The organism is Dickeya fangzhongdai (assembly GCF_002812485.1).
Taxonomy (GTDB): Bacteria; Pseudomonadota; Gammaproteobacteria; order Enterobacterales; family Enterobacteriaceae; genus Dickeya; species Dickeya fangzhongdai.
The window spans coordinates 860,459-875,467 of sequence record NZ_CP025003.1 but is presented as its reverse complement, the minus strand read 5'-3'; the positions used below and the strand labels follow the sequence as shown (position 1 = coordinate 875,467).

The window sequence follows — 15,009 nt, the reverse complement described above, 5'->3', positions numbered from 1 at the left end:
ATAATGCGCATCCGGACTTTTTGTACCGGATAACAACAATTCCTTTGCCGCAATGGCTTTTAACACTCAACAAAGATATGAAAATGAGTATTCGCGCGATCCTGACATTAGTTGTGGCGGCGGCTGCTTTCAGCCAGACAGCACTCGCCGTGGTTTATCCATTGCCAGCCCCGAATAGCCGGCTGGTGGGTGAAAATATCCAAGTTACCATTCCCAGCGATAGCACCGACGCGCTGGAACACTTTGCCGCTCAGTACCAGATGGGCCTGAGCAACCTGCTGGAAGCCAACCCGGGTATTGACGTTTATCTGCCAAAACCGGGCAGCACCATGACCGTGCCGCAGCAACTGATTCTCCCTGACGCTCCGCGCGAAGGCATCGTGATCAACAGTGCCGAAATGCGTCTGTATTACTACCCGAAAGGTTCCAAAACCGTGGTGGTACTGCCGATCGGCATCGGCCAGCTCGGTAAAGACACCCCGATCAACTGGGTGACCTCGGTTCAGCGTAAGAAAGAACGCCCGACCTGGACGCCGACCGCCGCCATGCATGCAGAATACGCCGCCCGCGGTGAATTCCTGCCTCAGGTTTACCCGGCCGGTCCGGACAACCCGATGGGCCTGTACGCGCTCTACATCGGCAATCTGTACGCCATCCACGGCACCAACGCTAACTTCGGCATCGGCCTGCGCGTAAGCCACGGTTGCGTGCGTCTGCGTGACAAAGACATCAAATACCTGTTCGACCATGTTCCGGTCGGCACCCGCGTTCAGTTCATCAACGAGCCGGTGAAAGCCACCGTCGAGCCGGATGGTTCACGTTATGTCGAAGTTCACAACCCGCTGTCCCGTACCGAGGAAGAGTTCAACTCCGACACGCCGGTTCCGCTGAAGCTGACCCCGGCAGTAACCAAAGTGCTGGCGGACGCCAGCGTCAGTGAAAGCACGGTGAATCAGGCGCTGCAAACCCGCATCGGTATGCCGACGAAAGTGAACGGTCCGGCGGAAAACATCGCGCCGATCGCACCGGCTGAACCAGCGGCTCCGCAGGCGCCGGCCATTCAGCAGACCAGCACGCCGGATAATGCACAACCGGCGGCGCCTCAGGCCCAGCAGACGGCAACCGACGCCGTGCCGGCAACCGCTGCTGCGACTGACGCCAGCAAATCCTGATCGATCCCCGGATTTTAATCCTGTTCACAGGGCAGCTTAGGCTGCCCTGTTTGTTTTTGGTGAGTTCTTTCCTGCACTCACCCGTTTCATCCCGCCTGACTATCATCGATAACCCTCATCGATAAATCCTCATTGATAACCTTTCATTGATAAAACCCTCTCCCCACGCCGCGGTAAGGCGTAATTTGCATTAGCAGTCTGTTGCACCGCTGTTTATGATTCACTTCACAAAATCAATTGACTTATCATTAGTTGACTTGTTAACTAATAACATTTCATCTATCCCACGGACTTCATCATGTCACAGACCGAATCTTCCGCCCGTCGACGCTTCGCCCTGCAGTTGGGTCAGACCTCCCGCTTGTGGCGCCGGGTTATCGACCGGGAATTGCAACCGTATGGATTGACCCAGGCGACCTGGCTGCCGTTGCTGTTCATCGCCCGCGAAGAAACCCCCATCCACCAGAAAGCGCTGGCCGAATCGCTGGGGCTGGACGCTTCCGCTGTGGTCCGGGTACTGGATAGTCTGCAAAAGCAGGGATTTATCGAAAGACGTGAAGGCAACGATCGCCGTTTTCGCGAGATCCATCTCACCGCGCTCGGGCTGGAGCTGGTGGAGAAGGTGGAGTCTATCGCCGGTCAGGTGCGTAATCAGGCGCTGGCTGGGGTGTCGGAACAGGATATTGAACAGGTCAGCCGGATCATCAATCAGGTTATCAGCAACCTCTCCCGAACCGAAAACGGTCACTCATGAATACTCACGCATCCAAACTGGCGGGGTTCCGGCGTCTGAGTCAACGCCAGCGTACCTTTTTTCTGGCCGGTGCCGCCTTACTGTTGCTGGCGGTGCTCGTACTGGCGTACTGGTTTCATCAGCGTTTCACGCATATCGGCGAAACCGACGCCCGCGTAATGGGCGAAGTGATTTCGCTGGCCAGCCGGGAAAGCGGCTGGGTGACCGCCCGTCCCGTTATTGACGGCGATGCTATCCGCAAGGATCAATTGCTGGCGCAGATCGACGATCGCGACGCCCGTTTGCGGCTGGCGGAGCAGGAGGGCAATCTGGCCGCCGCCGATGCTCAAATCAGCTACAGCCAGACACAGCGTCAGGTCACCGATCTCACCACTCAGGCCTCGCTGGATGAAGCGCGGGCGAAACTGGCGTCGAGCGAATCCGCGGTTAACAACGCCGGTTACCAGCTCAGCCTGGCGCAGAACAACTTCCAGCGCGACGATCAACTGCTGAAAAGTAACCTCACCGCCCGCAAAACCTGGGATGAGTCCCACACCACGCTGTTGCAGCGTCAGGGCGAACTGCGGGAAGCCGAAGCCCAGCGCAGCGCTCAACAGGCGGCGCTGAACAACGCCGTGGCGCAACGCAACACGCTGCAGGTGCTGGACCGGCAGATCGAGATGCAGCGCCAGCAGCGAATCGCGTTGCAGGCGCAGGTGGATCAGCTCAAACAGGAGATCGCCGACCGGGCGTTGCGTTCCCCGGTGGATGGCGTGGTGGATCGCACCATTGTGAATGTGGGCAGTTACGTACAGGCCGGACAGTGGATCATGCTGGTGCACGATCCACGCAATCTGTGGGTCGAAGCCAACATCAAGGAGACGGCCATCGGCCGGGTTCGGGTCGGCCAAAAAGTGGAGATTCAGGTGGACGCCTACCCGGACAAACATTTCAGCGGCCATGTGATCCGGGTCGGCGATGCAGCCACCAACCAATTTGCGCTGTTGCCGAGCCCGAATCCGTCCGGCAACTTCACTAAAATCACCCAGCGCGTACCGGTGCGTATCGCGCTGGACGATCCGGATAACGGCCTGAAACCGGGCCTGATGGCGGAAGTCAGCATCAATGTCGCCGATTGAAGCCCAGGCCGCCCGTTTCGGTCACCGCTATCGCTGGCTGGCGACGGTCACCATCATGCTGGGCACCATCGCCACCACGGCCACGGCGACCATCGTCAATGTCGCGATGCATGACATCATGGGCGCGTTCGGCATGGGCCAGGATCAAGCACAGTGGCTTTCCACCGCCTTTCTGGCCTCAATGACCGCCACCATGCTGATCACCGCCTGGACGCTGGAGCGCTTTGGCTACCGCGCCACCTACGTCGGCTCACTGGTGGTGTTCGTCGCCGGCAGCCTGCTCGGCACCTTCAGTCAGAGCAGCGCCGAAGTGATCCTCGCCCGCATTCTTCAGGGCGGCGCCAGCGGCGTGATCCAGCCACTGGCGATGATCATCATTTCGCAGGTGTTTCCGGTATCGGAACGCGGCAAAGCGATGGGTATTTATGGCGTCGGGGTAGTGCTGGCGCCAGCGCTGGGGCCGGCCGCCGGTGGGCTGATGGTCGATCAACTCGACTGGCGCGCGGTCTTCATGGTGGTGGTACCGTTCTGTCTGGCCGGGATCGCCGCCGCACTGGTGATCCTGCCGGCTAAAAGCGCACAGACCGACAGCACGCCCCGGCGTTTCGACACCCTGGGGTTTATTCTGCTGGTGACGGCGCTGACCTCGCTGCTGGCCGGGCTGTCCAACGGGCAGCGCGAAGGCTGGGGGTCGTTCTTCATTCTCTGCCTGCTGACCACCGCCGTGATCGCCACGCTGGCGTTCATCGTCCGCGAATTCACCACGCCGCACCCTCTGCTCAGCCTGCGAGTGTTCGCCAACCCGGCGTTTACCTCCGGCTGTATCGTGGCGTTCGCGCTGGGCGCGGGTATCTACGGCTCGACTTACATCATCCCGCTGTTTGTGCAGAGCATTCAGGGATACACCCCGACCCGTTCCGGCCTGCTGCTGATGCCGGCGGGACTGGCGCTCGGCATGGTGTTCCCGCTGGCGGGATCGCTCAGCGACAAGCTCAAACCCCACCTGCTGGTGGTGGCGGGTTTGCTGCTGTTCGGGCTGTCCTGCTGGCTGTCCAGCGCGGCGGACACCGATACCCCGTTCTGGACCATGGCCTGGTGGATTGTCATCGGCCGCGTCGGGCTTGGGGTGATGTTGCCCGCCATGAACGCCGGCGCGCTGCGGGCGCTGCCGCACGCTCAGCTGGCGCAGGGCGCGGGCAGTCTCAATTTCATCCGTCAGTTGGGCGGCGCGATGGGGGTCAACCTGCTGTCGGTATTTATCGAACGGCGCGCCACCTTTCACGGCCAGATGCTGGCGCAGTCGCTGACGCTGGACAATATCCGCAGCACCGACGCCATCCGCCAGCTCAGTCTGCTGTTCGGCCACGGCGGCAATCCGCTCGGCGATCCGCTCAGCACCAGCATCAACCCCGGCATCATGACCTACCTGCAATCGGTGCTGGCGCCAAAAGCGCAGATGTTCGCCTATCAGGACGGCTTTTTCATGGTGGCGATGTTCTTTTTTCTGGCAATGTTGCCCGCCTGGTTTATTCGACCGCGTCCGGTGCTAAACCCAACCTCGCAACCCGGGGCGGCCAAGGCGCCGGCATGACTCTGTGAACCGGCTTCAGAACACGCCATATGACAGTTGCCGCCCAACCGAAAGACCGTTAAGGTTGGGCGGTTAATTTTTCTCTTTTCAGGACGCCATCTATGTCCAGTAACAGTTTGTCCGGCAACGAAAAAAATCTGTCCAACACGCTGCTGCCCGCCGCAGTGCAACAACCCCGTTACGACCGTCAGTCGCTGAAGCCTCGTATCGTACACATCGGCTTCGGCGCGTTTCACCGCGCGCATCAGGCGTTGCTGACCGATCGGGTGCTCAACCGTCAGGGCGGCGACTGGGGGATTTGCGAAGTGGTGTTGTTCAGCGACGATACCCTGATTTCCGCCCTGCGCCGTCAGGATCACCGGTTTACCGTGCTGGAGAAAGCCGCCCACGGCAATCAGGCGATCGTGGTTGGCGCGGTCTGCAAGTCGCTGCACGCCCGAGTGGAAGGGATCGCGGCGATTCTGGAACAGCTGGCGGATCCGATCGTCGCGATCGTCTCGCTGACCATCACCGAGAAAGGCTACTGCCGCGCAGGCAACAAAGGAGAACTCGATCGGGACAACCCACTGGTGCAGCAGGATCTGGCCCACCCGCGCCAACCTTCGTCGGTGCCGGGATTGCTGGCCGAAGCGCTGCGTCTGCGCCGTGAGCGAGGCATTACGCCCTTCTCCGTGCTTTCCTGCGACAACGTACCGGAAAACGGCAAAGTGACGCGTCAGGTGGTGGTGGATGCCGCACGCCTGCAGGATCCCGCGCTGGCGGACTGGATCGCGCAGCATGTCACCTTCCCCAATACGATGGTGGATCGGATCGTACCGGCCGCCACGCCGGAAACACTGAGCCAGGTAGCCGACGCCGTCGGCGTGGCGGATCCGTGCGGCATCGCCTGCGAGCCGTTTATTCAGTGGGTGGTGGAAGACAGCTTTGTCGCCGGCCGCCCCGACTGGGAACTGGCGGGCGCCCAACTGGTGGACGATGTGCTGCCGTTTGAAGAGATGAAACTGCGCATGCTCAACGGCAGCCACTCTTTCCTGGCCTACCTCGGTTATCTGGCGGGTTACGAGCATATCAACAACGCTATGGACGACCCTTGCTACCGGCAGGCGGTGCGCCACCTGATGCTGCAGGAGCAGGCGCCGACCCTGCATGTGTCCGGCGTAGACCTGACCGCCTATGCCGACCAGTTGCTTGAGCGTTTTGCCAACCCGGCGCTGAAACACCGCACCTGGCAGATTGCGATGGACGGCAGCCAGAAACTGCCCCAGCGCATGCTGGCGTCGTTACGCTGGCATCTGGCGCGCGGCAGTGACCATCGCGCGCTGACGCTGGGCGTAGCAGGTTGGATGCGTTACGTCGGCGGGGTTGATGATGCCGGCCAGGCGATCGATATCCGCGATCCGCTGGCCGCCACGTTGCAGCAGATCGTCAGCACCACCCGTGACGACGCAGAGCGGGTCCGCGGTCTGTTGTCCATCAGCGCGCTGTTTGGCGATGACCTGCCCGGCAACGCGACGTGGGTAGCGGCACTGACCGACGCTTATCTGTCGCTGCGCGACAACGGCGCCAAAGCAACCGTTGCGGCGTTATTCAACGACTGATCTGTATTCAACGACTGATCGGTGTGGCGCCATATCACACGGCGCTGACGCCATCCCCACATGCCGCGCTCAGGAAAGTACTCGGAGCGCGGCTGTTCAGATGCCGTCTGTACGCCGTGATATCCCGATGCCGCCCCTCTCAGGCGCACCGGCCATCACTCTTCCGGCGAATACTCCAGCACATCGCCAGGCTGGCAGGACAGCACCTCGCATATTCTCTGCAATGTATCGAACCGGATGCTTTTCACCTTGCCGGATTTCAGCAGCGAAAGATTCTGCTCGGTAATGCCGATCAACCCCGCCAGCTCGCGCGACTTCATCTTTTTTTGTGCCAGCAGCACGTCCAGTCTGATAATGATTGGCATAGCCCGTCTTACCAACAATTCACTCATGACCCGATAAAATACACTGTCTGGTGCCGTGAGATAAATCACACTTTGCGTCACGAGTAATATCCAGGATCACAAGCTGATCACAGTTCATCGCTATTTTTTACAATTATTCTTGATTTTTGCGGGCCGGCATTGCGAAATAACGATGATAGTTTCACCACCTTCCCCGACGCTATCGTTCCTGCCGCCGATAATTTTTATCGTCTTACGATAAAAAAATGATGCCAACCGACAAACATCGCGTTTTTCAGGTCAATACTCGTGATCAAATTAAAAAAACTTATTTCATGATCTCCCTGACAGATTCCTATTAAAAGCAGCCAGGAGTGGGATGGCTAGTTTACTTTTGTCTCGAACGGGCAAATGATAAGAACATAAGTTCATTTCAAATGAAATAATGTTTTAATATTGTTAGGCGAATTGATCATGAGTAAACCCATAACTTTGAAACACACGCTCTGTTACGGCAGCGCGAACTTGCTAGGCAGTGGCGCCTTAGCCATTAGTGGCGCCTGGCTAATGTACTTCTATACCACCTTTTGTGGATTGTCTCTGGTTGAGGCCGCTGCCATTTTCTCCGTGGCCAGCGTCATCGACGCCATCAGTAACCCGATCATGGGTTACATCAGCGACAACTTCTACAATACCCGCATCGGCCGCATGTTCGGTCGCCGTCGCTTCTTCATCCTGCTCGGTATTCCTTTGGTACTGGTCTACCCGATGCTGTGGATGGAAGGGCTCGGCTTCTGGTACTACCTGTCGACCTATGTGCTGTTCGAGCTGATTTACACCTCCATCATGGTGCCGTACGAAACGCTCGCCACCGAGATGACCACCGACTTCAAAGTCCGCTCCAAACTGACCGGCTCCAAAGCCATCTTCGGTAAGGTCGCCAACTTCCTGGCCGCCTTTATTCCGGGGCAGTTCATCGGTATCTACGGTAAAGACTCCGCCACGCCGTTCTTCTACACCGGTCTGGCTTATGGCTTCATCATGTGTGCGGCGATGATCGCCCTCTACTTCACTTCCTGGGAACGTTCTCCGAGCGAAGTGGCGCGTGAACACACCCAGAACCTGTGGCAGTCGCTGAAAAAACTCAGCATCGACATGGCGTCTACTTTCCGTCTGCGTATTTTCCGTAAACACCTCGGGATGTACCTGTTCGGTTTCGGTGCTGAATGGCTGTTCGCTTCCGCCTTTACCTATTTCATCGTATTCGGTCTGAAGCAGAGCACCGCGGTAGTGTCCCAGCTCAACAGCTTCAGCTCGATTATGCAGTTTATCTCCACCTTCCTCTTCATCGGCATCTGCGTGAAAATGGGCTTCGGTCGCCCGTATCGCCTGGCGCTGACGGTGGTAATTGTCAGCGTGATCGCCTACGCAGCGCTCTATTTCACTGGCTGGTCTCAAACTGCGACCATCATCGTCCTGTTCGGTATCACCGCTATCTTCGGTCTGAGCACCGGCGGTATCTACTACATTCCCTGGACGGTCTACACCTTCCTGGCGGACGTGGATGAAGTGCTGACCGGTCGTCGCCGTGAAGGGATTTACGCCGGCGCCATGACCTTCGCCGGTAAGATGGTGCGTTCCGTCATCGTCTTCGCCATGGGCTGGATTCTGAGCCAGTTCGGATTCGTATCCGGCAAAGCGGCACAGCCGGAAAGCGCCGTGCTGGCGATTGTGGGCGTGTTCTCTCTGGGCGTGGTTGCTCTGGCGGTCGTCGCGATCTACTACAGCACCCAGATGCGTCTGGACCGTAAGAATCACATGATTCTGCTGCAGGAAATTGCTCGTATCAAAGCTGGCGGTGCGATTGCCGATGTTCCAGCGGAAGCCCGCGCGGTTGCCGAAGAACTGACCGGCTGGAAATACGAACAGTGCTGGGGCAATAACCCGCTCGGTATGCAACAAGACGTTCCGGAACCAGTGGTTGCGACGTCTCATCGCTAAGATTACCCTCGGTCTATCATCATTCAATGCCGCCCTCCGGGCGGCATTTTTCTTTTCTTAATTCTTATCGGCTCTCTCTTTCTTTCCCGACACCAACAGGGGGGAACGGTTCCACCTGGCATGTCGGCTAAAACACCATAAAGTAGTCCATACAGCAGGATGCTGTAGTTTCGGACCACTAAGGAAACAGCCACGATGCCAGCATACTTTTCCGTCCTTTGCGCACGCCTATCACGTCGCTTTTTCATCCGTTCATCTATGGCTGGAATCTTGCTGCTGGTTTGTACCAGCGCCAGCGCACTGACCGTCGATGAAGCCAGGCATTTACTGGGACGAACCAGTTTTGGCGCCAGTCAGCAAGATATCAACGCGTTACTGCCGTTATCCAAAGAGCAGGCGGTCTCACGGTTATTATCATCACTTGAGCAACCCAACTACCTCCAACCCCCGTCTTACCTTTCACAACCGCGCCCGAATTACTGGGACAAGGACTGGGAAAAACAGGACGTGGTGGCTTATCGCATCAATGAAATTAGCCAGTTGCAGAGTTGGTGGATACAGGAAATGATTGAAACCCCCTCGCCATTTGCCGAACGTCTGGCCTTGTTCTGGCACAACCATTTTGTTTCACGTTTCCAGAACACTCGCGTTTCCGCGCCTTTTTATGATCAACTGATGTTGTTTCGCCAATGGGGCGGAAAAAGCTTTCGTGAACTGCTGAAAGGAATACTGCGCGATCCGATGATGTTAAGCGGGCTGGACAACGTTAAAAACACCCGTATCTCTCCCAATGAAAATCTGGCTCGCGAACTGATGGAACTGTTCACACTGGGCATCGGCCGCTATAGCGAACAGGACGTTAAGCAGGTGGCCCGCCTGCTGGCCGGGCATACCGTAGACCAAAATCAGGGTTGGTATTACAAGGTCAACGAGCAGGACAGGGACACGGGCGTAAAAACCGTACTCGGTCAAACCATTGCCGCAAGCGCCTCGGACGAACTGGATCAACTGGTGGAGGTTTTACTGCGGCAACCCAGCACCGCGGAACGGATTGCCGCCAAATTTTTCTACGAATTCGTATCCTTGCAGCCCAATGCTAGCGAAATTGCCCAACTGGCCACCACGCTACGTGAAAGTAACTATGACCTGAATGCACTGCTGAAAACCCTGTTGCTCAGCGAGGCATTCTGGGCGCCAGAGAACCGCGGCAGTCTGATCAAATCACCACTGGATCTGGTTGTCGGATTTGCGCGCACTTTCCGCCTGCGCCTGCCGGATTATCGTGTACTGGCCGACTACAGCGAAGTGCTGGGGCAGGAACCGTTCCTGGCACCGGATGTTTCTGGCTGGAAAGGGGGCTATCACTGGCTTAACAATAGCCAAATCATCAACAGAAAACGCATTATTGAACGATTGTGGGTCGCCGTTGATCAATCACGCAAGCTCGCCGCGACGCCGACCGACGGCCTGCATATCCGCTTCAACTCAGAATACCGCCGCACGCCCGCGCAATTCAGCGTGCGCGTCAACGGCCGGCCGGTAGCCGATATCACGGCGCAGGCCGGTTTGCACACCCAGGGTATCGAGAAGGCGTCCAATGAGTCTGCGGCGATGAAACCGATGTGGGAAAACGCGCATATCCCGGTTTCCGCACTGCCGGCAAACCCGAAAACCATCACCATCGCCTTTACGCTGACGGATGTGGATACCCATTTATTTATCAACTGGATAGCGCTGAACGGGCAGCGTTATAACCCGGCTAAGGCGCGCTGGGTCAATACCACATACGGGCGTTGTCCACTGGGGGTGCCGCCGGCCTCCTTTTATTGCGACGCCCAGTTGGAATTCACGCTGAACCCGGCAAGCAGTCCGGAACAGGCGTCACTGGACGACCTGCGCACACCGTTGAATTCCAGTATCGAATACGGCACAGCGCGCCTGCAACTGATGCCGCAACACGCATCGGCTAACACGCCGCCCCCACTGACTCAAATGCCGCCACTCATGCCAACGTTCACCGACGATATGGCACCGATGATGCAGGAAACGTCCGCCAGCCAGGTGTTAAGTCTGCAACAGCAAATCTACCGGCTCCTCACGCTAGACCCGGCATATAACCTGAAATAACTCATGGAGTTGTTATGGATAAATCTATCCTGCGTACCCGCAGAAACCTGCTGAAACTGTTTGGTTCGCTGCCGCTGGTGTCATTATTGCCAACATCGTCGCTGGCGGAAAATCTTCAGGCGCTGGGTCGGCAAACCGGTCGGCGTCGGCTGATTATTCTGGAATTATTTGGCGGCAACGATGCGCTGAATACGCTCATTCCTTACCGCGACCCACTCTATCGTCGCTATCGCCCCAATCTGGCGATTTCCCCCCAGGATTGGATCCGCTTAAATGATGAGCTGGCGTTTAACCCGTCATTCAAACCGCTGGCCGAACTTTATCAGCGCGGCGAGCTGGCCGTGATACCGGACGCAGGCTATCCCAATCCATCGCTGTCGCATTTCGATTCCACCGCTATCTGGAACACCGGCTATGTTGACACAGCACAGCGTTCCGGATGGGCTGGACGCACTATCGCGGCAAACCGTAGCTGGGCCGTGCCCCATGACGCCAACGGCATCGTTTTTTCTGGTTCGCCCGCGTTTCTACAGGAAGAGGGGATACGCATTCTGGAACTTCAGGATACCAGCGCCCTGATGTCCTCCGATGACGTGGCGCTACGGCCTGCCGTTCAAGCGCCTAATTCAGCGACTCACTACATCCGTTCATTGCTTGAAAACCATCGCGATATCAGCCAACGAATCCGGCAAAAACTCAACCGCCCCAACCCGTTCGAACGGCTGTTCAGGAGCAGCGAGTACGGCTACCTGGAGCCGATTTACATTCAGGGCGCACAACTCCTGTGGCTGATTGCCTGCGATGTAGACACGCCGGTATTTAAGCTAGGCATGTCTGGGTTTGATTTACATGGTTTGATGAATGAACTGCACCGTCCGCTATTACATCAGGTGGCCACGCTGCTGATGGGATTACGGCGGGGATTAATGGACATCGGCACCTGGCAGGACACGCTGATTCTGGTGCAGTCCGAGTTTGGCCGGCGCCCGGAGGAAAATGCCTCCGGCGGCACCGATCACGGCACCAGTGGTGTCGCCCTACTGCTGGGCGGCGCGTTAAGCGGCGGGATTTATGGCTCGCCCAGTGACCTTGGTAAGCTGGATGAGGCGGGAAATCCATACTTTACCACTGACTTTCGCCGTATTTACTCCAGCATTGTGACCGATTTTTGGCGGCTGCCTCACAATCCATTACGGAATGAAGGCTTTGAACCACTGGCCTTACGCCTTTCGGCCTAAACGCTCATGTTGACAAGGATGACTCTCATGAACAGGATTTCCCCCGCGCTTGCCGTCGGAAACCGGGCAATGCCACAGACGGATACGTTTGCTGTAGCGATTGAAGCGCTGCCGGAGGGCAGACTGATTTATCCCCGGCACTTACCTGCCACCAGTAAAATAATGGCCTGTGTAACGCTATACAATGAGCCGCCCGCAGCGCTGCTGAATACGCTGACAGCGTTGTGCGCCAGCCAGTTTTCCACCACGCTCGAAGACGCGCCGTCGCCCTCGCTGGTGATATGCATGGTTACCGATGGCGAAGCGGCACTGCATCCGCAAACTCGGGCACAGTTGTCTTCGCTGGGTTTTGACCTGTCTTCTCCATCACCGCCTTCCGATGCCGATAACAACATGGGTAATCAGTTGGCGCTTCAGTGCCTTATCTTATCCGCCAGTGAAATATTGCCGCCGTCGCCACGCATCTCCCCCACGCAGAACGCATTATCATCGGTGACGCTGGTACTGGCTCTTAAGCACCATAATCGCGGCAAACTGGACTCACACAGCTGGTTTTTCCGCCATATTTGCCGGCTGATCACGCCGAGCTATGCTCTGCAAATTGATACCGGCTCTGTTCCCGATGCTCATTGCCTGTCTCGCCTGCATGACTATCTGGAAGAACACCACCACTGTGGGGCGGTGACAGCCCGTATCCTCACCCCGCCGCCGACCGACCGGCGACTGATACTGAACTGGCAATATGGCGACTTTTGGTGGGAAAAAATCACTGACTGGCCCGTCAACCAACGGCTGGGGTATATGGAGGTCGTGCCGGGTCAATGCAGCCTGATTCGCTATGCAACGTTCAGCATGCCGTCTTCAACCACGTCATCGCCACTTCAGCGTTATTTACGCGGCCTGCACCCCCAGGGCTTGCTGGAGCATAACCAATTTCTGGCTGAAGATCGGGTGTTGGGGTTTGAGATAGTCAGGGAGAGTATTCCGCCTTCTACGACCGAATACCGTTCTGACGCCATGCTGGAAACCGATCCCTGCCACACCTTTGCCGAACTGGTGCGACAACGGCGCCGCTGGATTAACAGCACACTGGCGGTACGAGCCACCACTTTGCTGGCCTTGCCCGGACTATGGCGCCAAAACACGCTCTCATTGACCAGAAAAAGGCAAATCATCGCGTCCCTGTTCTGGAATTACAGCCAATTGCTGCTCCTGTTTCTCTTCCCCTCCCTGTTTAGCGTATTAGGCGCCATGAGTACCGAATCATTCGTTCCGGCCTCGCTCAGTGAAGCCGCGCGCTATGTGGCGGCAGGCAGCCTGCTTGGGCTCTGGTGCGGCGTGCTGTGGCTCAGTCGGATATACAGCGTCAACACCCCGACGGGGGTACGCCTGCATAGTTTTGCCATCAGCATGATGGGGCTCATCATCAATCTGATCATGCTTATCAATATCAGTAACCACCCGGTGCCAGGCAGCTTTCTCCTGCTGGTGCCGCTACTGGCGCTGCTCTTATCTTCATCGAGGAACCTAAATACGTTATGGCGCGTAGCAGTTTTTTATTTACCGAGTCTGCCGTTCTTCCACTTTTATCTCACGAGCTATTCTGTGGCGAATTTCAGCGATATTAGTTGGGGTACAAAAGGATTGACGCAACAAACCAGGCTCTCCCAGCCAGGGGCCTGGTCACGGCAGCGTGACATACTGCTGTGCGCCTGGGTTGGATGTAATACGGTACTGACGTTTTCCATGCTGGTGTTGGGGCAGCAGGCCAGCACGACTTTTGTGTCTATCTTTATTCTATTTATGCTGGCGCGTTATCTGTGCGCCGCACTATGTAGCCGCCTGACCGAGCGTATTCTTCTTTTCTGTGCCAGCCGGGTTCTCTCAACGCGACAGCCGCAATAACCTGACAACAGTATCATCCGGAACGTGCCATAATATATATCTGGTGCGTTTCGGACTACTCGCTGTGCCAAAAATCGGTTCAGTCAGTCGTATTATTTTATCCGCCGCCATTACCTTTCTATTTTTTACCTTATCTGCAAACGTTAGGCATACCAATTGAAGAGTTAAAGGCTGAATAACTCCCAATCGTTTTCAGCCGCATATATATACTGCCACGAAATAGTCAGATGATGCGGCCGACTATCCGTCGGCCATAATTTTTCGTAACGCACGCTCTGTCATGCCAAAATCCCGCGCGATCTGCTCCAGGTTCACGCCTGACTGTAATAGCAATCTAATCGCAACATTTCTCAGCTTCAGATAGATCCCCCATGCAGAGGGAATGTCCAGCACACTATCAGAAGCTGAGTGCAGTAACATGTTCCGGTATGTTTTTTCCGATAACGCGATGCCTACTTTTTGTGTAAACGCGGCATAATCTTTATTAATATAGATCCGACAGCCGCCATAACGCCTGACAAACTCCAGCATTATGTCGAACCCATCATTTTCAATTAATTCGGAAACCAGCCAGGGTAACGTTGCGAGCACGTCGATTTTATTATTCTGATAGAAATCATCAAATAAATAGAAACGCGGATCGTCAACAGAAGGCAATCCAGAGAAAATCCCCTGAAGTATTCTATAATCCATAATTACTCCTATCCTTGAGCAATATATTTTATTTATATACCCAAAACAGTTTTAGTTGCAGAAAAAAACACTTGCGTTTTGAACAACGCAACGCGTTGGCCTTCAGGACGAGGCCATGAATAGGCCAGGTAATAAAGACAGCACTCCTGCAATTTAACGTATGACGGGTATAATAATTAAAGGCATCAAATAGCCTTATTCTTATAAAAATCATCAGCCCAGAAACTGATGTTTTTTCAGCCTACAATAAAAAAAATAAAAGACAAGGATATCTATTTAACGAAAGGGTAGCTCTAATATTTATAATATATCTCGTATTACCAATACGTTGGCTATATGACGTTCATCATCACCTATAGATAATCAGGAAAACATTATTATTGTCAGAGTAATATATGACTATCTACGAAAACATAGCCAGGTCGTCTGCGCACACGACCTGGCTATGAATGGTTATGCGGCTGAGGC

11 protein-coding genes are annotated in these 15,009 nt (G+C 55.9%); 9 read left to right on the top strand and 2 right to left on the bottom strand.

The genetic code is table 11. From position 1 onward, the window contains the following. The first annotated feature begins 83 nt into the window (after nucleotides 1–83). The 5 genes from CVE23_RS04115 to CVE23_RS04095 all read left to right on the top strand — a co-directional run bounded on the left by CVE23_RS04115 (nucleotide 84) and on the right by CVE23_RS04095 (nucleotide 6,233). On the top strand, nucleotides 84–1,172 hold the full coding sequence (locus CVE23_RS04115) for a L,D-transpeptidase family protein (protein ID WP_100848957.1): 1,089 nt from the start codon (nucleotides 84–86) through the stop codon (nucleotides 1,170–1,172). A 298-nt stretch (nucleotides 1,173–1,470) separates the two neighbouring features. Beyond that, nucleotides 1,471–1,926 (top strand): MarR family winged helix-turn-helix transcriptional regulator, encoded by a 456-nt coding sequence (locus CVE23_RS04110; RefSeq protein WP_049854538.1) that lies wholly within the window; start codon nucleotides 1,471–1,473, stop codon nucleotides 1,924–1,926. Next, entirely contained in the window at nucleotides 1,923–3,044 is a 1,122-nt protein-coding gene (locus CVE23_RS04105) for an HlyD family secretion protein (protein WP_038917897.1), read from the top strand. Before CVE23_RS04110 ends, CVE23_RS04105 begins: the two co-directional genes overlap by 4 nt. Beyond that, nucleotides 3,031–4,635 carry a DHA2 family efflux MFS transporter permease subunit gene (locus CVE23_RS04100; protein WP_100848956.1) on the top strand — a complete coding sequence of 535 codons (1,605 nt, stop codon included), beginning with the start codon at nucleotides 3,031–3,033 and terminating at the stop codon, nucleotides 4,633–4,635. The genes CVE23_RS04105 and CVE23_RS04100 overlap by 14 nt, the downstream gene beginning before the upstream one ends. A 101-nt stretch (nucleotides 4,636–4,736) precedes the next feature. Then, entirely contained in the window at nucleotides 4,737–6,233 is a 1,497-nt protein-coding gene (locus tag CVE23_RS04095) for a mannitol dehydrogenase family protein (protein WP_174213727.1), read from the top strand. A gap of 155 nt (nucleotides 6,234–6,388) precedes the next feature. Here CVE23_RS04095 and CVE23_RS04090 read toward each other — a convergent pair whose 3' ends face one another. Further along, complete coding sequence (locus CVE23_RS04090; RefSeq protein ID WP_038917895.1) at nucleotides 6,389–6,598, bottom strand: helix-turn-helix domain-containing protein; 210 nt, start codon at nucleotides 6,596–6,598, stop codon at nucleotides 6,389–6,391. Nucleotides 6,599–7,051: 453 nt separating this feature from the next. Here CVE23_RS04090 and CVE23_RS04085 point away from each other — a divergent pair, with 453 nt between their 5' ends. The 4 genes from CVE23_RS04085 to CVE23_RS04070 all read left to right on the top strand — a co-directional run bounded on the left by CVE23_RS04085 (nucleotide 7,052) and on the right by CVE23_RS04070 (nucleotide 13,848). Then, nucleotides 7,052–8,578, top strand: a complete 1,527-nt coding sequence (locus CVE23_RS04085; RefSeq protein ID WP_038917894.1) for an MFS transporter — start codon at nucleotides 7,052–7,054, stop codon at nucleotides 8,576–8,578. Between the two features lie 258 nt (nucleotides 8,579–8,836). Then, nucleotides 8,837–10,705: a DUF1800 domain-containing protein gene (locus CVE23_RS04080; protein ID WP_225622639.1), complete on the top strand. Its 1,869-nt coding sequence runs from the start codon at nucleotides 8,837–8,839 to the stop codon at nucleotides 10,703–10,705. A 14-nt stretch (nucleotides 10,706–10,719) separates the two neighbouring features. Continuing rightward, entirely contained in the window at nucleotides 10,720–11,943 is a 1,224-nt protein-coding gene (locus CVE23_RS04075; protein ID WP_100848954.1) for a DUF1501 domain-containing protein, read from the top strand. Nucleotides 11,944–11,949: 6 nt separating this feature from the next. Further along, on the top strand, nucleotides 11,950–13,848 hold the full coding sequence (locus tag CVE23_RS04070) for a glycosyltransferase family protein (protein ID WP_100848953.1): 1,899 nt from the start codon (nucleotides 11,950–11,952) through the stop codon (nucleotides 13,846–13,848). Nucleotides 13,849–14,088: 240 nt separating this feature from the next. Here the strand turns inward: CVE23_RS04070 and CVE23_RS04065 are convergent, their stop codons facing one another. Beyond that, on the bottom strand, nucleotides 14,089–14,541 hold the full coding sequence (locus CVE23_RS04065; protein WP_038917890.1) for a hypothetical protein: 453 nt from the start codon (nucleotides 14,539–14,541) through the stop codon (nucleotides 14,089–14,091). Between the last annotated feature and the right edge of the window lie 468 nt (nucleotides 14,542–15,009).